The organism is Klebsiella sp. CN_Kp066 (assembly GCF_040065135.1).
Taxonomy (GTDB): Bacteria; Pseudomonadota; Gammaproteobacteria; order Enterobacterales; family Enterobacteriaceae; genus Klebsiella; species Klebsiella oxytoca.
The window spans coordinates 191,727-210,004 of sequence record NZ_JBEAIU010000002.1; the positions used below are offsets into that span (position 1 = coordinate 191,727).

Below are 18,278 nucleotides of genomic sequence, written 5' to 3' on the forward strand. Positions count from 1 at the left end.
TTAATTTTTATTAAGAATTCTGAACTGAGATTCTTCGGGAATTACGATATTAATATTTCGGGAAAAACGAATAATTAATTATCCCGCTATTTATATAACGGGATAATCAGGGAGAGGTTTATTCGCTGAGGAATAATTCGAGAAGGGAGTTCAAAAATAGCTTGCCGTGCTCGGTAATCTGCCAGCAGCCTTCATCTTCCGTCAGGTAGCCCTGGGCAATAGCGGCATCGATTTGCGGGCGGATCGTCCGCTCGTCGAGGCCGGTAAAGCGGCTGAATTCATCCCGTGGCGCCGCTTCGAGCAGGCGGAAACGGTTCATAAAGAACTCAAACGGTTTATCTGCGTTCTCAACATCATGCTGGCGCTCCAGGTAACGGCCTTCCATATAACCGCGCGGGTGGCGGGTTTTCGCCGTCCGCAGAATGCGTCCGTCCGCAAACGTCACTTTACCGTGCGCGCCGCAGCCAATGCCCAGGTAGTCGCCAAAGCGCCAGTAGTTCAGATTATGCTGGCACTGATATCCCGGTTTTGCATAGGCGGAAGTTTCATATTGCCGGTAGCCCGCGGCGCTAAGCAGGCTATGCCCCTGCTCATAAATATCCCACAGCGCATCGTCGTCAGGCAGGACCGGCGGTCGCGAACCAAACAGGGTATTTGGTTCAATGGTCAACTGATACCAGGAGAGATGCGGCGGATTGAGCGCAATCGCCTGGCGCAGGTCGTCCAGCGCCTCTTCCAGAGACTGGTCCGGCAGACCATGCATTAAATCGAGGTTAAAGCTGCGCAGTCCCAGACCGCTTGCCAGGTTTGCCGCGCGTTTGGCTTCCTGTGGCCCATGAATGCGCCCCAGACGCTGCAGCTTTTGCTCGCTAAAGCTCTGTACGCCGATGGAGATGCGATTAATGCCGGCGCGCTGATACTCCACGAAGCGATCCGCTTCCACGGTGCCGGGGTTGGCTTCCATCGTGATTTCGGCTCCGGCCGCCAGCGGAAGAGCCGCGCGTACGCCATCGAGTAGGGTTTGCATCGCCGGGCCGGAGAGCAGGCTCGGCGTACCGCCGCCAATAAAAATCGTCCCGATTTCACGTCCCTGCGCATAGTGGGCGTCGGCGCGCAGATCGTTCAGCAGATGCTGGACATAGTCATCATGCGGCACTTCGCCCTTCAACGCATGCGAGTTGAAATCGCAGTACGGGCATTTCTGCACGCACCACGGGATGTGAATGTAGAGGCTCAGGGGCGGCAAATTAGCCATTACGTAAGGCTTCCAGTAACAGTTTCAGCGCTCGTCCGCGGTGGGAAATGGCGCTCTTCTCTTCACGGCTCAGCTCCGCTGCGGTTTTACCTTCCGTCGGAACAAAGAAAATCGGATCGTAACCAAAGCCGCCGCTGCCGGCGGCCTGGCGAGCGATGATGCCTGGCCAACTGCCGTGGCACACCAGCGGCGTGGGATCTTCCGCATGGCGCAGATAGACCAGCACGCAGTGGAACTGCGCCTGGCGCTTATCGTCCGGCACGTCGCGTAGCGCGTCGAGCAGTTTTTCCAGATTGCGCTGGTCGGTCGCATCTTCACCGGAATAGCGGGCAGAATAGATGCCAGGCGCGCCGCCTAACGCATCGACGGCCAGACCTGAGTCATCGGCGATAGCCGGAAGGCCGGTAATCTGCGCGGCGTGGCGCGCTTTAAGAATGGCGTTTTCGATAAACGTGAGGCCGGTTTCCTCTGCGGAATCCACGCCCAGTTCGGTTTGCGCCACGATATCGAGGCCAAAATCTGCCAGCAGCGAGGCCAGCTCGCGCACTTTGCCGGGATTGCCGGTGGCGAGAACAACTTTTTGCATAAGAGATCCTGTCTATTCTGTCAGCGCAGCGACCCCGTCGGGGATCTGCTGCGGATGAATGATTTTTATCTGTTTGTGGCGGCCCAGTTCGCCCTTCTCAATAAGCACCTGGCTTTTTGCTACGCGAAACTGTTTGGCGAGAAATTTTACCAGATGGGCGTTGGCCTGGCCGTCAACGGGTGGCGCGGTAATGGCGACTTTGAGTTCGTCGCCATGTAAACCAACGATGCTGTCGCGGCTGGCCTTAGGCTGAATATACAGCCTTAAGACCAGACCGTCAGCGCAGGCCTGGACAGCACTCATAGCGCCATCCACAGCCCTGGAAGCAGAACGTTACCGGTAGCCTGCAACAGTTCGGCGATACCCATATTGATCACGTACAGCAGCAGAACCAGCACCATCGGCGAGAAATCAATTCCGCCCATTGAGGGCAGCAGCCTGCGGATAGGGCGCAGCAGCGGGTCTGCCAGCTGCATCAGAACATATTCCACCGGGCTACGGCCCTGGCTTACCCAGCTCATGATCGCCATTAACAGAAGAACCCAGAAGATCAGCGAGCCGACGGTTTTGATAAGGATCAGCAGCGCGGAGATCCAGATAATCGGCTGGAAGGTGACGACCATAAACAGGACGATAGCTTTCACGACGCAGAGAATAAAGGCGACCAGCAGGGAGGCGCTGTCGAGCGGCCCCATCGCCGGGATAATGCGGCGCAGCGGCCCAACGACAGGCTGCGTAGCCTTGACCACGAACTGCGAAAACGGGTTATAAAAGTCGCAGCGCGCCCACTGCATCCAGACGCGTAACAACACGACCATTGTATAAAGCTCAATGACCGTTGAGAGCAGGAAAGTCAACGTCTTCATGGCGTTCCTCAGATTCCTTATTTTTTGCTGTAGTCGCGCGCGCCGAAAATTGCGGTTCCGATGCGCACCATAGTGCTTCCCGCCGCGATGGCGGCTTCCATATCATCCGACATTCCCAGCGACAACGTATCGACGGTAGGGTAGTGCGTTTTTAGCCGCGCAAATGCTACCGCCATTTGTTGGGCGACGGCAAACTGCCTTACATATTCTGACTCAGGCGCGGGGATGGCCATTAAACCGCGCAGCTGCAGATTCGGCAATTTAGCGATCTCTGCCGCCAGCGCGTCCAGCTCTGCAGGCGGAATACCCGACTTGCTCTGCTCATCGCTAATGTTGATTTGAATCAGCACGTTGAGCGGCGGCATGTGGGCAGGGCGCTGTTCACTGAGGCGAGCGGCGATTTTGAGTCGATCGACGGTATGACACCAGTCAAAATGTTCGGCCACGAGGCGGCTTTTGTTGGACTGCAGCGGACCAATAAAGTGCCACTGCAGCCCGCTTGCCCCGGTCTCCTGAAAGTAGCGGATTTTCTCCACCCCTTCCTGAACATAGTTTTCGCCAAACGCGACCTGGCCTGCGGCCATCGCTTCTTCGATAGCGCTCGCAGGTTTCGTTTTACTGACTGCAAGCAGCGTAACTTCTTCTGGAGCACGGCCGCAGCGTGCGGCAGCGGCTGAGATTTTGTCCCGGACCTGTGCCAGGTTATGCGCAATATCGTTCATATACCGAGGATGAGTTATGGAACTGGAAGAAATAGTGGCCCTTAGTGTAAAGCATAACGTCTCCGATCTACACCTGTGCAATGCTTCAGCGCCGCGCTGGCGTCGCCAGGGAAAGCTGGAGCCTGCGCCTTTTACCTCCCCTGATATCAGCAAAATACTCCATGACTGGCTCAACGCCGAGCAGCTCGCGCAGTGGCAGGCCAGCGGGCAGGTCGATTTCGCTTTAGCGCCGGCTGGCGGGCCACGCCTTCGCGCCAGCGCATTTGCCCACAGCCGCGGCCTGTCGCTGGCGCTGCGTCTGCTGGCGGAAACCTGCCCGCAGCTGGAGGCGCTCGGTGTACCAGCCGCCTTAAGCGAGCTGCTCAATGAGGAGAGCGGGCTTATCCTCGTCACGGGCGCCACCGGCAGCGGGAAATCAACTACCCTGGCGGCGATGGTGGGCTATCTTAATCAGCGCCTCAATGGTCATATCCTGACGCTGGAAGATCCGGTCGAATTTATTCACCACAGCGAGCGTTGCCTGATCCAGCAGCGGGAAATCGGCCGCCACTGCCCCTCCTTTGCCGCGGCGTTACGCGCTGCGCTGCGTCAGGATCCGGACGTCATTCTGTTAGGGGAACTGCGCGATAGCGAAACTATCCGCCTGGCACTTACGGCAGCGGAGACCGGACATCTGGTTATGGCGACGCTGCATACGCGCGGCGCGGCGCAGGCGGTTGAAAGGCTGGTGGATGTTTTTCCCGCCCAGGAGAAAGAGCAGGTTCGCAGCCAGCTGGCGGGAAGTTTGTGCGCGGTACTGGCACAAAAATTGTTTCCGGATGCTGCAGGCGGCAGAGTTGCGCTATACGAGCTTTTAGTTAATACCCCAGCAGTGGCGAATTTGATCCGGGAGGGAAAAACGCATCAGCTGCCCGGCGTGATGCAAACCGGGCAGCAATCTGGCATGCAAACATTTACGCAAAGCTTTCAGCAACGTACGGCAGCGGGTCTTTTATAGCTGCATTTTTTATATTCAGACATCTTACCAATGGCTTGTTATGATAATGTTTTATTAATGTTCGGTATTATTATTTTATATTACAAAGAACCATATGGAATTAAGCCGAATAATGTAGGCTATGAAAAACGAATTGACATAAACCTCCCATAACCAGGAAAAAAGTTTGATAATCTTTTGACTCTCTCAAGGTATTCGATTTATGCTGTTTACAGGGATAGGAAAATTCCCATGGAATATTGTTTCAAAGTGTAAATTTGGTTTTTATTTATAAATACACCGGCGATGGTATTCTTGTTAATTCATTTAACCGCTATGAAGGCGGGTATCAACTAAGGAGAGTTTTAAGTGATTAATTTTTCTGAGGATTCAGTTCTTTCTCATCAGGTTACCTTTATTACTCACCCCTCAATTCAAAGCAAGGCATTTGCAACCTGGCTGGCTGACAGGTTATCTGCTACAGTGATCCTGCAAAATATTAACAAACCCCTCGCGCAACGACTTGTGAAAGATTCTGTAATATTATTTGATATTGCGGTTTCAAATAAAAAGTTGAATAGCGTGTGGCGTGATATTATTCGCCTGCAGGTAGATAACCCCCGTTTATTGATTATCAACAGCGCACAAAAGTATGAGCTCTACGAAATGGCACAGTGGCCAGCGCTTTATGGCGTTTTCCGTCACGACGATGATGAATTGCGCTTAATTGAGGGCGTTAAAGCTGTGCTTAACGGCGAACAGACGGCTGAATTGAGCGTAATGCACCCGGCTATGTACGCAGCGGATCATCAATCGGCGCCTGTGGAAAGTTCGCCGCTGACCGAGCGCGAATGTGAAATCCTTAATGAACTTCGCTGCGGGGCGACCAATATGGATATTGCTCGCGCGCTGTTTATCAGCGAAAACACGGTGCGTACCCATCTGTACAACGTGTTCCGTAAGCTAAGCGTGAAGAACCGAACCCAGGCGGTCAGCTGGGCGAATGAGCATCTGCGTCACTAAAAACTGAATCAGGATGATGGCGCCTGTCGCTGCGATGTGGCGCCAGCATTCAGGATCAGAAGCCCTGCTCGAAGTAGCTTTCCAGAATAATGACAGCGGACGCTGAATCAATGCTGCCTTTATTGAGCGCACGGAATCCACCGTGTTCAAATAACCCGGCTCTGGCTTCCACCGTGCTCAGACGCTCATCGTGCAGGATTATCTGCACGCCGAAACGGCCATGGATTTTATTCGCGAAGTTGCGCGCGCGCGCGGTCAGAGGTTGCTCCGTACCGTCCATATTCAGCGGCAGGCCGACAACCACCTTTTCGGGCTGCCACTCTTTGAGCAGCTTCTCGATAATATTCCAGTCAGGTTTGCCGTCCTGCGCCTTCAATGCGGGCAGGGGGCGGGCAGTGCCGGTGATGCGCTGCCCTACGGCGACGCCGATGCTTTTGGTACCAAAATCAAAGCCTAAAAACGTTCCGCTCATCAGGCATGCCCCGCTGCGGCCGGCATGGTGACGATATCGATGCCGATCAGCTTCGCAGCCTCGCGCCAGCGGTCGGCTATTGGCGTATTGAACAAAATGTTCCGATCCGCCGGTGCGGTGAGCCAGGCGTTATCCAGTATCTCTTGCTCCAACTGACCTTTCTCCCAGGAGGCATAGCCCAGCGCAACCAGCACGTTGTCCGGCTGTTTATCCGTGCCCAGCGTTTCGAGCACGTCGCGGGAGGTGGTGATCACCGTATTATCGGAAATACGAATGCTGGAAGAAAAGTCAGAGGGCGGCGAGTGCAGTATAAAACCCCGGTCCTCGGCCAGCGGGCCGCCAACCATCACCGGTTTATCCAGGCGGATCTCGGGATTGCGCGGCTCAGGCGTGATTTTTAACTTCTCCAGGATCCCTTCAACCTGCAGATTTTCCATCGGCTTATTGATGATGATGCCCATGGCGCCGTCATCGTTATACTCGCAGATATAGACTACGGAGCGACGGAACATCGGGTCCTGGAGAGCAGGCATGGCAATCAGAAAGTGATGCTGTAAATTCATTGTCAGAGGTTCTGTTCCTGGTTCAAAAAAGCAGCACCCAGTATGCGGGTAAAGCAAGAGAGTGTCGATTCACTTTATCTTGCAGGCGTCACGGCCATTGCCTGTCTGAGCCTGAAAGTGAATCTCTGAAGCGAGCTTCAGGCTACAGGCGTTGGCCCATAGCCTGAATGAGCGCGTTATTTATTGAGGCGCTTTTCGATGGCGTCCATCAGCATCCCGGTGATGGAAATCGGGAAGGCGGCTTCGATTTCACGTACGCAGGTTGGGCTGGTGACGTTAATTTCCGTCAGGCGATCGCCGATGATATCCAGGCCGACGAAGATTAAGCCTTTGGCCTTCAGCGTCGGGCCTACGCGGCGGGCGATAGCCCAGTCGCTTTCGGTCAGGGGGCGCGCTTCGCCACGGCCGCCGGCGGCGAGGTTGCCGCGAGTTTCGCCACCCTGCGGAATACGGGCCAGGCAGTAAGGAACCGGCTCGCCGTCCACGACCAGCACGCGCTTATCGCCGTCTTTAATGGCCGGTAGATAGTTCTGCGCCATGCAGTAGCGGCTGCCCAGCTCGGTCAGGGTCTCGGTAATCACGCCGAGGTTAGGGTCACCCTCTTTCACGCGGAAAATGGAGGTACCGCCCATGCCGTCCAGCGGCTTGAGGATGACATCGCCGTGCTTTTCCCAGAAGGCTTTCAGCTGAGCTTTATTGCGAGTGACCAGCGTTTCCGGCGTCAGCTCGGAGAACCAGGCGGTAAACAGCTTTTCGTTACAGTCGCGCAGGCTCTGCGGCTTATTGACGATAAGCGTGCCTTTCTCTTCGGCGCGTTCGAGGATGTAGGTCGCATAGATAAACTCGGTATCAAACGGCGGATCTTTACGCATCAGAATGACGTCCAGGTCCGCCAGAGGCAGATCCTGCTCGCCGTTGAACTCGTACCATTTGTCGTAGTTCTGCTCGACGCTCAGCTTGCGCGTACGGGCGCGGGCTTCACCGTTGATTAAGTACAGATCGTTCATCTCCATATAGTGGAGTTCATAGCCGCGACGCTGCCCTTCCAGCAACATAGCGAAGCTGGTGTCTTTCTTGATGTTGATGGTTGCGATGGGGTCCATCACGATGCCGAGCTTAATCATTGTTCTTCTCCGTTAACGCTTCAACCTAAGTCGCCAAAACGCACCTGCAGGGCGGTAATGGCAGTGAGCGCAGTTGTCTCTGTACGCAGAACGCGCGGTCCCAACAGGATATCAGTAAACTGGTAGCGAGCGGTCATCGCTATCTCTTCTGCCGAAAGCCCGCCTTCCGGACCGATCAGCAGTCGGACGCGTTCGACCGGCAGCGGCAGCGTATTGATGCTGGCGCTGGCGCGAGGGTGTAAATTGAGCTTCAGGCCCTCGTCCTGCTCCGCGCACCAGGCTTCGAGCTGCATTGCCGGGCGGATCTCCGGCACCACGTTGCGGCCGCTTTGCTCGCAGGCGGCAATGGCGATTTTCTGCCACTGCTGAATCTTCTTGTGCAAACGTTCGGCGTCCAGTTTAACGCCACAGCGTTCGGAAAACAGTGGCGTTATGAGGCTTACGCCAAGTTCGATCGATTTCTGGATGGTGAATTCCATTTTTTCGCCGCGTGACATCACCTGGCCTAAATGGATATGCAGAGGGGATTCGCGGTTATCGATTTTGCCGCTCTGTACTTCAACCAGCACATGTTTCTTACCTGCCTCGACAATGACCGCCTCGAAGACCTGATTGCTGCCGTCAAAAAGCTCGATTGCCTGGCCTTTACCCATCCGTAAAACGCGACCGACATGGTTGGCCGCGTCGTCGGAGAGGGCTATCTGGCTACCCGTAGTGATGCGTTCCGGGTGATGGATGCGAGGGATGCGCATGCTTGATATTCCGTTCTTCGCGCAGATATTGTCTTCCCTCATTAAAGAGGGAAGCGTGAAGCTGCAAATTAACAATTGCCGCTAGTGTAGGTTAGCTCTTTTGCGCCTGGCAAGCCTGCAGGACGTAAGGATTATGGTTGCCCTGAACTTTTGCAATACGCGCGTCGCGTTCGCATTCCCAGCGTGTTACCGGGTACAGCTTATTCCAGGCGGTAAACAGCTGGGTTTGCTGGCGGGAAAGATTAAGCTGGTAGCGGTCGCGCATATAGAAGTAGGTGCGGGCAATCGCGCCCCGGGCGCGAGCCGGCGGCTCGGCAACTTTATCTTTAAAATCAACCTTCATTGCGCACTGGCCGTACTGGCCTTCGCCACCGTTCCACTGGCTGTACATAAAGTTGGCGCGATCGCCGTTGACCTCGCCAACCGCCGGCTGCAGGTTATGCATGTCGCTTTCCATCTTGCGATAGACCGGGTCTTTGGCGCAGTTTTTCCGCCCGCCGTCCTGCCAGCATTGAAGCTGGTGACCAAACAGCCAGGCCGGAACCACGTGTTCCCACTCTACCCGGCTGGCGCGGTTCTCATTTTTACGCACTTTATAGCCGCATGATTCCAGATCGATAACGCCCTTTTTCCCCTGCCAGTTGATTTTACAGCCGCAGTAGAAATCGCCGGGGACGTCGGCGTTGACCTTGACGCCAGCGGCTTTGGCCTGAGAAAAACTGTTGATTCCCTCCGCAGCAAGCGGGGCACACGCCGCCACGCTAAGAAACGCGGCAGCAAAAATATAAATACGGGACATCGTTAACTCCGTGTCAAAACGAGCCCGCAACGTAACGAATGTGATTGCCTGATGCAATCAGTCAGATCAGAAAATTTCCAGTTATTTCCGGAGATTACTTTTCCGCCACCAGCACGTCGCCGCAGCGCACGCAGCGATAGGTGGCCTCACCGCGCATCACGCGATTGTGGCGGCGAACGGTAAGCTGATGCTGCTGACACTGGCAGCGGTAGGGGAAGGTATTTTTACGGACAGAATCGAGTTCGAAACGATGAGTACGCAGCGCCGGTACGCCCAGTACGCTCTCCATCATCCATTTCCACTCTTTTCCGTGCGGCGCCACGCGGCCAAAGTGTTTCCATACCAGCAGATGGGCCAGCTCGTGCGGCACGACTTCGTCGATAAAAGCCTGCTGGTTTTCCAGCAGCAGCACCGGGTTAAGGCGAATTTCGTTTTTCTCCAGCCAGGCGGTACCGGCGGAGGTTCCCCGCTGCTGATAAACTAGCACCGGTTCAGGGTAATGTCGTCCCAGCTTGAGGTTCGCTTTGGCAAGATTTTCCCGCAGGCTGCGCATAACGGCCTGTTGAAGGGCAATGGGAATTCGGGGTGTTTTCATAGCGCCAGAGGATAGTGCGGCGGGATGAGGAGAGCAAGAAGAAGCTTCCTCCCGGAGGGGAGGAAGCGTGTATCGTACTAGTCGCGCGCGCCGATTTCGCGCAGTTTACGGCCTTTCATCAGATTACGTTCAATATGTTCCAGCGAAACGTTTTTGGTTTCCGGGATCAACCACAGAGTCAGGAAGATGAACAGGATGTTAAGGCCGCCATAGACCCAGAAGGTGTTGGCGCTGCCCAGCGAGTTCAGCATCGTCAGGAAGGTCGCGCCGACGATCATGTTGGCAATCCAGTTGGTCGCCGTTGAGCAGGTGATACCGAAATCACGCCCTTTCAGCGGCTGGATTTCGGAGCACAGCACCCAAATCAGCGGGCCGGCGCTCATCGCAAAACCCACGATGAACATCAGCAGCATCAGGACGGCAAAGTACTGCGCCGTGGCGGAGTGGATGCCGATATGCATCATGCTGCCCAGCACGCCCATGCCGAGTGCCATGACGATAAAGCCGAGGATCAGCGTCGGTTTACGGCCCCAGCGGTCAACCAGTCCGATGGCGATAAAGGTCGCCAGAACGTTGGTCAGACCGACGATGACGGTCCCCCACATCTGTTCGGTGGTGTTGGCATAGCCCGCCAGTTCAAAAATCTTCGGCGCGTAGTACATGATGACGTTCATACCGGTGAACTGTTGCATCACCTGCAGCAGGACGCCGAGGAACACCGCGCGGCGGAAGTTGCTGTTTTCTTTGAACAGCGACCAGCCGGACTGTTTTACCTTCAGGCTTTCGCGGATCTCATCCAGCTCGCGTTTCGCTTCAGCGCTGGTGTCGCGCAGGCGCAGCAGAACGCGTTCGGCATCGACAAAGCGGCGCTTAGCGGCAAACCAGCGCGGGCTGTCCGGCAGGAAAACTACGCCAATCAGCAGCAGCACCGCCGGGATAATGATCACCCCGAGCATCCAGCGCCAGGCGCCGCTGTAGCTGAAAGCGGTATCCGAAAGATACGCCCCGAGAATACCAATGGTGATCATCAGCTGGTACATCGAAATCATGCTGCCGCGAATTTTTTCCGGCGCAATTTCCGACAAATACAGCGGAGCCGTGTAGGAAGCGACGCCAACGGCGAGGCCGAGCAGCACGCGAGAAATGAGCAGGACTTCCACATTCGGGGCGGCGGCGGAGAACAGGGAACCGGCAACGAACAGGATGGCGCCAATCATCAGGCTTTTTTTACGCCCGAGTTTGAAGGAGAGCCAGCCGCTGCCGACCGCGCCGACCGCGGCGCCGAACATCATGGAGCTTACTACCCATTCCTGCGTATGAGCGCTTATCTGGAACTCGTTGGCAATAAAGGGTAAGGCACCCGCAATAACACCAATATCCAGGCCAAATAGCAGGCCTGCCAGTGCGGCGAGGAAGCAGACAAAGAACGTCATCGTCTTGTTTGAACGCCCTTGTTTTTTGTTGTCAGGCATAACGCCCTCCGGTTGAGTTATTGATTCTGTCGAGGCATAGGGTAGGTAAATGCGTAGTAAAAAAATGTGATAATAATCACGCTGGTGTAATCGGTTACACTATCGTAAAGAAAGGTAATCACATTTAATTTATTTAAATCAGCATTTTAATAAAGTTTAGCTCAAGAAATTTAAAGCGCTAATCAGAGTTTGCTGAAATATTGTGTAACAAAGCCAAGGGTTATTACATTTTTCGCGCACGTCGAGGAAAAGGATGTTGCACATGGGATGTAATCGCTTCCATAGGAAGCTTTGCAAAGGGCTGGATGCAGAGGCTGCGGTTATACGGTTGAAAATAAAAAGGCCAGCGCGAGGCTGGCCTTAAGAGCGAGAAGAGCAGGGGCTTATTTCAGGCCGGCCGCTTCGCGCAGCTGAGCTGCTTTGTCGGTTTTTTCCCAAGGGAAATGTTCGCGACCAAAGTGACCGTAAGCCGCCGTCTCTTTGTAGATCGGGTGCAGCAGGTCAAGCATCTGGATCAGGCCATACGGACGCAGGTCGAAGAACTCACGAACCAGTAGCGTCAGCTGCTCGGACGATACTTTTTCGGTACCGAAGGTTTCAACCATAATCGAGGTCGGCTCTGCGACGCCGATGGCGTAGGAAACCTGAATTTCGCAACGATCGGCCAGACCGGCGGCAACGATGTTTTTCGCCACATAGCGCGCCGCGTAGGCCGCAGAACGGTCGACTTTAGACGGATCTTTACCGGAGAACGCGCCGCCGCCGTGGCGAGCCATGCCGCCGTAGGTATCAACGATGATTTTACGCCCGGTCAGGCCGCAGTCGCCCATCGGGCCGCCGATAACAAAACGGCCGGTTGGGTTGATAAAGAATTTGGTCGCGCTGTTCAGCCACTCGGTCGGCAGCACCGGTTTGATGATCTCTTCCATTACCGCTTCCTGCAGCGATTTCTGATCGATGCTTTCGGCGTGCTGTGTGGAGAGAACGACCGCATCAATACCGACAACTTTGCCGTCGTCGTACTGGAACGTCACCTGGCTTTTTGCGTCCGGGCGCAGCCACGGCAGGGTGCCGTTTTTGCGTACTTCAGCCTGACGCTGCACCAGACGGTGAGCGTAGGTGATCGGCGCAGGCATCAGCACATCGGTTTCGTTAGTCGCATAGCCAAACATCAGGCCCTGGTCGCCCGCGCCCTGCTCCAGCGGATCGGCGCGGTCAACGCCCTGGTTGATGTCCGGAGACTGTTTACCGATAGCGCTCAGCACCGCGCAGGAGTTGGCGTCAAAGCCCATATCGGAATGCACGTAGCCAATTTCACGGACCGTATTGCGGGTGATCTCTTCGATATCAACCCAGGCGCTGGTAGTGATTTCGCCACCCACCAGAACCATGCCGGTTTTGACGTAGGTTTCACATGCTACGCGCGCTTTTGGATCCTGTTCAAGGATCGCATCCAGCACGGCGTCGGAGATTTGGTCAGCAATTTTGTCGGGATGCCCTTCGGATACGGACTCTGACGTAAAGAGGTGTTTTGCCATGTTTTATTTCACCTGTGGACGATTCGGGTAGCTCATACTGTTGTGTAGAATGGCTTTGACGGATGACTCTACCAAAGCTTGCAGGTAGTGACACGAGCAGTCTGAGTGTTAATCAGTATAGATGGATTAACTTCTGGACGGCTATTTTAGGGCAGTTCTTGACCCCATTTCCAGCCTTTTTTGATATTCGTCGCATTTATAGAAAAAGGGCGGTGGCAATTTTTCCTGACAATGCCCGGCAACGCGCATATTTTTATTTTGCTTTTTACCCCGCTTATCGGTATAAAACGCCGCGCGCGGCTCATTAAAACAGCGCACGAGCACTCACCTCGTGACGCCACTTCCAGCCGGGTTAAGCAGTCTGTATTGACAGAGTCCCGCAGCGGCGTTTTTGTTGGCTGTCCGGAACCTATAGCTTTGGCTTGTCGCTGGCCCGTACCGGGGCAGTGTGGAGGTGATACCAGATAATGAACCCACGTTTTTCGCCTGACTCGTCGCGTCGTTCCGTCGCGCGTCACTATTCCTCAATCCGCATCTCTCTCATGCAAACCAGCCGATGTTCTACCCATCTCGGCGCTTCTCAGGATTCCAGGGCCGGCAGGCTACAGGAAAACTGAACAAGGGCGCTCTTGCGATAGCAAGGGTTTTCTCGTGGTTTCTCCGGACTGTCATACTCCGTTCGGGTACGTGTTTTACGATGATATGAATAAGAAACCGGTCGCTCAGCCGCAAGTCCAGCACTATCTACTGGGATTTCGGACTGTTTATGGGTTGTTATCGCTTCTTCGGATTGCGATAGTAGTCAACTGTTTTACACTTGTTACTAAAATTTGAGGTTCGCTATGTCTGACGACATGTCTTTATCTTCGCCTTCGTCAGCAGGCGATCACGGTGTACTACGTTCCATGCAGGAGGTTGCGATGAGCTCCCAGGAAGCCAGCAAGATGCTACGTACTTACAATATTGCCTGGTGGGGTAATAACTACTACGACGTTAACGAACTGGGCCATATCAGCGTCTGCCCGGATCCTGACGTTCCGGAAGCGCGCGTTGACCTTGCCGAGCTGGTGAAAGCGCGTGAAGCTCAGGGGCAGCGCCTGCCTGCACTGTTCTGCTTCCCGCAGATTTTGCAGCACCGCCTGCGTTCGATTAACGCCGCCTTTAAACGGGCGCGTGAGTCTTATGGCTATAACGGTGACTACTTTCTGGTTTATCCCATCAAGGTTAACCAGCATCGCCGCGTGATTGAATCGCTGATCCACTCCGGCGAACCGCTGGGTCTGGAAGCCGGCTCGAAGGCCGAGCTGATGGCGGTACTGGCGCACGCCGGTATGACCCGCAGCGTGATTGTTTGTAACGGTTATAAAGACCGTGAATATATCCGCCTGGCGCTGGTGGGTGAAAAGATGGGCCATAAGGTCTATCTGGTCATTGAGAAAATGTCGGAAATCGCCATCGTGCTGGAAGAAGCCGAGCGGCTGAACGTGGTGCCGCGTCTTGGCGTGCGTGCGCGTCTGGCTTCGCAGGGCTCTGGCAAGTGGCAGTCCTCCGGCGGCGAAAAATCCAAATTCGGCCTCGCGGCGACCCAGGTTCTGCAGCTGGTTGAAATTCTGCGCGCCGCAGGGCATCTCGACAGCCTGCAGCTGCTGCACTTCCACCTTGGCTCGCAGATGGCCAATATTCGCGATATCGCCACCGGCGTGCGTGAATCGGCGCGTTTCTACGTCGAGCTGCATAAGCTGGGCGTGAATATTCAGTGCTTCGACGTTGGCGGCGGTCTCGGCGTTGACTATGAAGGGACCCGTTCGCAGTCCGACTGCTCGGTGAACTATGGCCTGAACGAATACGCCAACAACATTATCTGGGCAATTGGCGATGCCTGTGAAGAGAACGGTCTGCCGCATCCGACGGTGATTACCGAATCCGGCCGTGCGGTCACCGCGCACCACACCGTACTGGTATCCAACATCATCGGCGTTGAGCGTAACGAATATACCGAGGCGACCCCGCCCGCGGAAGATGCCGCGCGTCCGCTGCAAAGCATGTGGGAAACCTGGCTGGAGATGCAGGAAACCGGCAACCGCCGCTCGCTGCGCGAATGGCTGCACGATAGCCAGATGGATCTGCACGATATTCATATCGGCTACTCCTCCGGCACCTTTAATCTTCAGGAACGCGCCTGGGCCGAGCAGCTGTATCTGAATATGTGTCATGAAGTGCAGAAACAGCTCGATCCCAGCAACCGCGCGCATCGCCCGATAATCGATGAGCTGCAGGAGCGTATGGCGGATAAGATTTACGTCAACTTCTCTCTGTTCCAGTCGATGCCGGATGCATGGGGTATCGATCAGCTATTCCCGGTGATGCCGCTGGAAGGGTTGAACAAGGTACCGGAACGCCGCGCGGTGCTGCTGGATATCACCTGCGACTCCGACGGCGCAATTGACCACTACGTCGATGGCGATGGCATTGCGACCACCATGCCGATGCCGGAATACGATCCGGAAAATCCGCCGATGCTGGGCTTCTTCATGGTAGGCGCCTACCAGGAGATTCTTGGCAATATGCACAACCTGTTCGGCGATACGGAAGCCGTAGACGTGTTTGTCTTCCCTGACGGCAGCGTCGAAGTGGAGCTGTCGGATGAGGGAGACACCGTCGCGGATATGCTGCAGTACGTCCAGCTGGATCCGAACACGCTGCTGACGCAGTTCCGCGATCAGGTGAAAAAGACCGATCTCGACGCTGACCTGCAGCAGCAGTTCCTTGAAGAGTTCGAAGCGGGTTTATACGGCTACACTTATCTGGAAGACGAGTGATATACGTCCTCTCCGTAGCGGAGAGGGAAGAGAGAGGGGAAGGCTCATTACGCCATTCGCCCGACTCACTTGAACACGTAGGCATTTGCGGCGATAATTCGCCCAATTAAGCAGCAAACTTATTCAAACCCTTCCTCGTCGGGCCTAACGACGCGGAGGGGTTTTTTTATATTTGTATTTCAATACAACGACTGTAAAAGAGGTCATACCCATGAGCACCTTAGGTCATCAATACGATAACTCCCTGGTATCCAACGCATTTGGCTTTCTGCGTCTACCGATGAATTTTATGCCGTACGACAGCGATGCGGACTGGGTCATCACCGGCGTACCGTTTGATATGGCGACCTCCGGACGCGCGGGCGGGCGTCATGGCCCGGCGGCGATCCGTCAGGTGTCGACTAACCTTGCGTGGGAGCATAACCGTTTCCCGTGGAACTTTGATATGCGCGAGCGGCTGAACGTCGTGGACTGCGGCGATCTGGTTTACGCTTTCGGCGATGCGCGTGAAATGAGTGAAAAGCTGCAGGCGCATGCGGAAAAACTGCTGGCGGCAGGTAAGCGCATGCTTTCATTCGGCGGCGACCACTTTGTGACGCTACCGCTGCTGCGCGCTCATGCTAAGCACTTCGGCAAAATGGCGCTGGTGCATTTTGATGCCCACACCGATACCTACGCCAACGGCTGCGAATTTGACCACGGCACCATGTTCTATACCGCGCCGAACGAAGGCCTGATCGACCCGCACCATTCAGTGCAGATCGGCATTCGCACCGAGTTTGATAAGGACAACGGGTTTACCGTGCTGGATGCGGGTCAGGTTAACGACCGCAGCGTCGACGACGTGATCGCTCAGGTGAAACAGATCGTCGGCGATATGCCGGTATACCTGACCTTTGATATCGACTGCCTGGATCCGGCGTTTGCGCCGGGCACCGGTACACCGGTGATCGGCGGACTGACCTCCGATCGCGCGATCAAGCTGGTGCGCGGCCTCAAGGATCTGAACATCGTCGGTATGGACGTGGTGGAAGTCGCTCCGGCCTATGACCAGTCCGAAATCACCGCCCTGGCGGCGGCGACGCTGGCCCTGGAAATGCTCTACATTCAGGCGGCGAAAAAAGGCGAATAAGCCTCAGACGCTGACTGCTGCTGCGCGACGCATGCGCAGCAGCAGCATGCCTCCGGCGCAAAGCGTTATCAGCTGCGATACCACCAGTACCGAGAATCCTGAGCTTACCGATCCCGCCGATTTCATGACCATTCCCATCAGCAGCGGGATAAACGCCGCGCAGATATTACCGATGCCATTAATAATGCCATAGGCGCTGCCTACCGCTTCGCGCGGCGCATGATGCTGCACGACCGCCGGGATCGCCGCGCCCTGCAGTCCCCAGAAAACGTTCGCCGCCAGCATAAACAGCGCCAGCATCGCCTGCTGGTGGCTGAGCATCAGCGCCAGTACCGACAGGGCGGTCAGCAGGCCGCCGATAATAAACAGCACCGGCGCCTGCTCCGGGCGCATTTTATCGAGAAGTACCCCTCCGAGAAATTTTGAACCCAGGCTCAGCAGAAACGGAACCGCCGCCAGCAGGCCGGTAGCCTGTAGCGAGAAGTGATGCTCGTCGCGCAGCCAGGCCGGCAGCCAGGCGCTGCTGCCCCATAGATAGCTGAGGGTGGCGATCTCCACCAGCAGGATCCAGCCCAGCAGCGGCGTGCGCCAGGCGAGGGTCAAGGTTGTAATCATACCGGGCCTGGCGCGGCGTTCATTGACGACTGGAGCAGGTAAAAAGCGCCAGACTAAGCCGCCGCCGAGCAGTAGGTTGAGCAGCGCCAGGGCGTAAAACGATCCCATCCAGCCGACGTGCGCCATCAGCCAGGTGACCAGCGGAAAGCCAGCCGCCAGCCCGAGTGAAACGCCGAGAGCGGTCACGGCGTTAGGTTTACCGACCTCATCGGCGGCGAAGCTATCGCTGATAAAGCGGGTTTTCAGCGAGAATAGCGGCCCCTCGGCAACGCCGAGAACGATGCGCGCGATTAACATGCCCAGCAGGGAGCCCAGCAGCGGAGAAACCGCGCAAACCAGCGCCCATATCGCTACGCTGCTTAACAGCCCCTGGCGATAGTTGAGCTTACTTTCTATAAGGGGAGTTAATATTAAAGCCGATAAACCATAACCAAGAAGAAAGCATGTCATCAGCATGCCTTGTAACATTCTGTTTTCATTTAAATGAAAGTGAGCGGCAAATTCGGGGTTCAGAATCATTACCGAGATATTTATCCGATCGATGTAAGAAATAATTATTAACAAAAGTAATGCGATAGTACCTTGCCATCTTGCCGCCATGATTTACCTCTTTTTAAATTTAATACATTTTGGTTATTATTTTTTTTGACGCCAGAAATAATCACTTAACTAAAATAGTTCACCTATGAAACTCATTGTTTATTAAGGTTTAATTTTCTTTTTGTTTCATATGTGAAACACCGCAAGCTCCCTTCCTGTTCATTTTTAACGATCTTCATGAAAAGAAGTCAATAGCGCATTTTGTTTCTGAAGAGATAGCGTTTTTTATAATGAAAGGGCGCTTTAAATATCATCATTTCATCTGGCTGCTTTTTTTCGTGATCAATTCCACAGTTAGCTAATTAAAAAGTCATTCATTAACAAATTAGTCACATTGCTGCTTGACGAAAGATTCATCGCTCTTATATT

19 protein-coding genes are annotated in these 18,278 nt (G+C 54.9%); 5 read left to right on the forward strand and 14 right to left on the reverse strand.

Annotated features, from left to right (window positions below; genetic code table 11):
* Positions 1-118 precede the first annotated feature (118 nt).
* From hemW to ABLV75_RS01925, 5 genes are read right to left on the reverse strand one after another with little or no spacing between them, the layout of a single operon-like run.
* Positions 119-1,255, reverse strand: coding sequence for a radical SAM family heme chaperone HemW (hemW, locus tag ABLV75_RS01905; RefSeq protein ID WP_004105720.1), 1,137 nt, complete (start codon positions 1,253-1,255; stop codon positions 119-121).
* Positions 1,248-1,841 carry an XTP/dITP diphosphatase gene (locus ABLV75_RS01910; RefSeq protein ID WP_004105717.1) on the reverse strand — a complete coding sequence of 198 codons (594 nt, stop codon included), beginning with the start codon at positions 1,839-1,841 and terminating at the stop codon, positions 1,248-1,250. The genes hemW and ABLV75_RS01910 overlap by 8 nt, the downstream gene beginning before the upstream one ends.
* A 12-nt stretch (positions 1,842-1,853) precedes the next feature.
* Positions 1,854-2,144, reverse strand: coding sequence for a DUF167 family protein YggU (yggU, locus tag ABLV75_RS01915; RefSeq protein ID WP_004105716.1), 291 nt, complete (start codon positions 2,142-2,144; stop codon positions 1,854-1,856).
* The gene (locus ABLV75_RS01920) at positions 2,141-2,707 is read right to left on the reverse strand and encodes a YggT family protein (protein WP_004105714.1); all 567 of its coding nucleotides are present in this window, start codon (positions 2,705-2,707) and stop codon (positions 2,141-2,143) included. The genes yggU and ABLV75_RS01920 overlap by 4 nt, the downstream gene beginning before the upstream one ends.
* Positions 2,708-2,724: 17 nt before the next feature.
* Complete coding sequence (locus ABLV75_RS01925; RefSeq protein WP_004105712.1) at positions 2,725-3,429, reverse strand: YggS family pyridoxal phosphate-dependent enzyme; 705 nt, start codon at positions 3,427-3,429, stop codon at positions 2,725-2,727.
* A gap of 16 nt (positions 3,430-3,445) precedes the next feature.
* On the opposite strand from ABLV75_RS01925, the gene ABLV75_RS01930 reads away from it, so the two are divergent.
* A complete protein-coding gene (locus ABLV75_RS01930; RefSeq protein WP_004105710.1) occupies positions 3,446-4,426 on the forward strand; it encodes a type IV pilus twitching motility protein PilT in 981 nt (326 codons plus the stop codon).
* A gap of 348 nt (positions 4,427-4,774) precedes the next feature.
* Positions 4,775-5,428: a LuxR C-terminal-related transcriptional regulator gene (locus ABLV75_RS01935; RefSeq protein ID WP_004105708.1), complete on the forward strand. Its 654-nt coding sequence runs from the start codon at positions 4,775-4,777 to the stop codon at positions 5,426-5,428.
* Between the two features lie 55 nt (positions 5,429-5,483).
* Here ABLV75_RS01935 and ruvX read toward each other — a convergent pair whose 3' ends face one another.
* From ruvX to metK, 8 genes are all read right to left on the reverse strand, one after another.
* Positions 5,484-5,900, reverse strand: coding sequence for a Holliday junction resolvase RuvX (gene ruvX, locus ABLV75_RS01940; protein ID WP_004105707.1), 417 nt, complete (start codon positions 5,898-5,900; stop codon positions 5,484-5,486).
* On the reverse strand, positions 5,900-6,463 hold the full coding sequence (locus ABLV75_RS01945; protein WP_004105705.1) for a YqgE/AlgH family protein: 564 nt from the start codon (positions 6,461-6,463) through the stop codon (positions 5,900-5,902). Before ABLV75_RS01945 ends, ruvX begins: the two co-directional genes overlap by 1 nt.
* Positions 6,464-6,639: 176 nt before the next feature.
* Positions 6,640-7,587, reverse strand: a complete 948-nt coding sequence (gene gshB / locus ABLV75_RS01950; protein ID WP_004105704.1) for a glutathione synthase — start codon at positions 7,585-7,587, stop codon at positions 6,640-6,642.
* Positions 7,588-7,607: 20 nt separating this feature from the next.
* A complete protein-coding gene (gene rsmE / locus ABLV75_RS01955) occupies positions 7,608-8,339 on the reverse strand; it encodes a 16S rRNA (uracil(1498)-N(3))-methyltransferase (protein ID WP_004105702.1) in 732 nt (243 codons plus the stop codon).
* Positions 8,340-8,430: 91 nt separating this feature from the next.
* On the reverse strand, positions 8,431-9,138 hold the full coding sequence (gene endA, locus ABLV75_RS01960; protein WP_004105700.1) for a deoxyribonuclease I: 708 nt from the start codon (positions 9,136-9,138) through the stop codon (positions 8,431-8,433).
* 94 nt (positions 9,139-9,232) lie between these two features.
* Entirely contained in the window at positions 9,233-9,733 is a 501-nt protein-coding gene (locus ABLV75_RS01965) for a SprT family zinc-dependent metalloprotease (protein ID WP_024274713.1), read from the reverse strand.
* Positions 9,734-9,810: 77 nt separating this feature from the next.
* Positions 9,811-11,205 carry a sugar porter family MFS transporter gene (locus ABLV75_RS01970; RefSeq protein WP_004105696.1) on the reverse strand — a complete coding sequence of 465 codons (1,395 nt, stop codon included), beginning with the start codon at positions 11,203-11,205 and terminating at the stop codon, positions 9,811-9,813.
* A 383-nt stretch (positions 11,206-11,588) separates the two neighbouring features.
* Positions 11,589-12,743: a methionine adenosyltransferase gene (metK, locus tag ABLV75_RS01975; RefSeq protein ID WP_004105695.1), complete on the reverse strand. Its 1,155-nt coding sequence runs from the start codon at positions 12,741-12,743 to the stop codon at positions 11,589-11,591.
* A 702-nt stretch (positions 12,744-13,445) separates the two neighbouring features.
* Between metK and yqgB the strand changes: the two genes are divergently transcribed.
* The 3 genes from yqgB to speB all read left to right on the forward strand — a co-directional run bounded on the left by yqgB (position 13,446) and on the right by speB (position 16,694).
* Positions 13,446-13,577: an acid stress response protein YqgB gene (gene yqgB, locus ABLV75_RS01980; protein WP_127472328.1), complete on the forward strand. Its 132-nt coding sequence runs from the start codon at positions 13,446-13,448 to the stop codon at positions 13,575-13,577.
* A gap of 8 nt (positions 13,578-13,585) precedes the next feature.
* Positions 13,586-15,562, forward strand: a complete 1,977-nt coding sequence (gene speA / locus ABLV75_RS01985; protein WP_004105692.1) for a biosynthetic arginine decarboxylase — start codon at positions 13,586-13,588, stop codon at positions 15,560-15,562.
* A 211-nt stretch (positions 15,563-15,773) separates the two neighbouring features.
* Entirely contained in the window at positions 15,774-16,694 is a 921-nt protein-coding gene (gene speB, locus ABLV75_RS01990; RefSeq protein ID WP_004105690.1) for an agmatinase, read from the forward strand.
* 3 nt (positions 16,695-16,697) lie between these two features.
* Here speB and ABLV75_RS01995 read toward each other — a convergent pair whose 3' ends face one another.
* Positions 16,698-17,909, reverse strand: coding sequence for an MFS transporter (locus ABLV75_RS01995; protein WP_004105688.1), 1,212 nt, complete (start codon positions 17,907-17,909; stop codon positions 16,698-16,700).
* Positions 17,910-18,278 lie beyond the last annotated feature (369 nt).

Bases quoted from the DNA above. Each gene is read 5' to 3' on its own strand.
- hemW (WP_004105720.1), bottom strand. From the start codon at position 1,255: ATGGCTAATTTGCCGCCCCTGAGCCTCTACATTCACATCCCGTGGTGC.
- ABLV75_RS01910 (WP_004105717.1), bottom strand. From the start codon at position 1,841: ATGCAAAAAGTTGTTCTCGCCACCGGCAATCCCGGCAAAGTGCGCGAG.
- yggU (WP_004105716.1), bottom strand. From the start codon at position 2,144: ATGAGTGCTGTCCAGGCCTGCGCTGACGGTCTGGTCTTAAGGCTGTAT.
- ABLV75_RS01920 (WP_004105714.1), bottom strand. From the start codon at position 2,707: ATGAAGACGTTGACTTTCCTGCTCTCAACGGTCATTGAGCTTTATACA.
- ABLV75_RS01925 (WP_004105712.1), bottom strand. From the start codon at position 3,429: ATGAACGATATTGCGCATAACCTGGCACAGGTCCGGGACAAAATCTCA.
- ABLV75_RS01930 (WP_004105710.1), top strand. From the start codon at position 3,446: ATGGAACTGGAAGAAATAGTGGCCCTTAGTGTAAAGCATAACGTCTCC.
- ruvX (WP_004105707.1), bottom strand. From the start codon at position 5,900: ATGAGCGGAACGTTTTTAGGCTTTGATTTTGGTACCAAAAGCATCGGC.
- ABLV75_RS01945 (WP_004105705.1), bottom strand. From the start codon at position 6,463: ATGAATTTACAGCATCACTTTCTGATTGCCATGCCTGCTCTCCAGGAC.
- gshB (WP_004105704.1), bottom strand. From the start codon at position 7,587: ATGATTAAGCTCGGCATCGTGATGGACCCCATCGCAACCATCAACATC.
- rsmE (WP_004105702.1), bottom strand. From the start codon at position 8,339: ATGCGCATCCCTCGCATCCATCACCCGGAACGCATCACTACGGGTAGC.
- endA (WP_004105700.1), bottom strand. From the start codon at position 9,138: ATGTCCCGTATTTATATTTTTGCTGCCGCGTTTCTTAGCGTGGCGGCG.
- ABLV75_RS01965 (WP_024274713.1), bottom strand. From the start codon at position 9,733: ATGAAAACACCCCGAATTCCCATTGCCCTTCAACAGGCCGTTATGCGC.
- ABLV75_RS01970 (WP_004105696.1), bottom strand. From the start codon at position 11,205: ATGCCTGACAACAAAAAACAAGGGCGTTCAAACAAGACGATGACGTTC.
- metK (WP_004105695.1), bottom strand. From the start codon at position 12,743: ATGGCAAAACACCTCTTTACGTCAGAGTCCGTATCCGAAGGGCATCCC.
- yqgB (WP_127472328.1), top strand. From the start codon at position 13,446: ATGAATAAGAAACCGGTCGCTCAGCCGCAAGTCCAGCACTATCTACTG.
- speA (WP_004105692.1), top strand. From the start codon at position 13,586: ATGTCTGACGACATGTCTTTATCTTCGCCTTCGTCAGCAGGCGATCAC.
- speB (WP_004105690.1), top strand. From the start codon at position 15,774: ATGAGCACCTTAGGTCATCAATACGATAACTCCCTGGTATCCAACGCA.
- ABLV75_RS01995 (WP_004105688.1), bottom strand. From the start codon at position 17,909: ATGGCGGCAAGATGGCAAGGTACTATCGCATTACTTTTGTTAATAATT.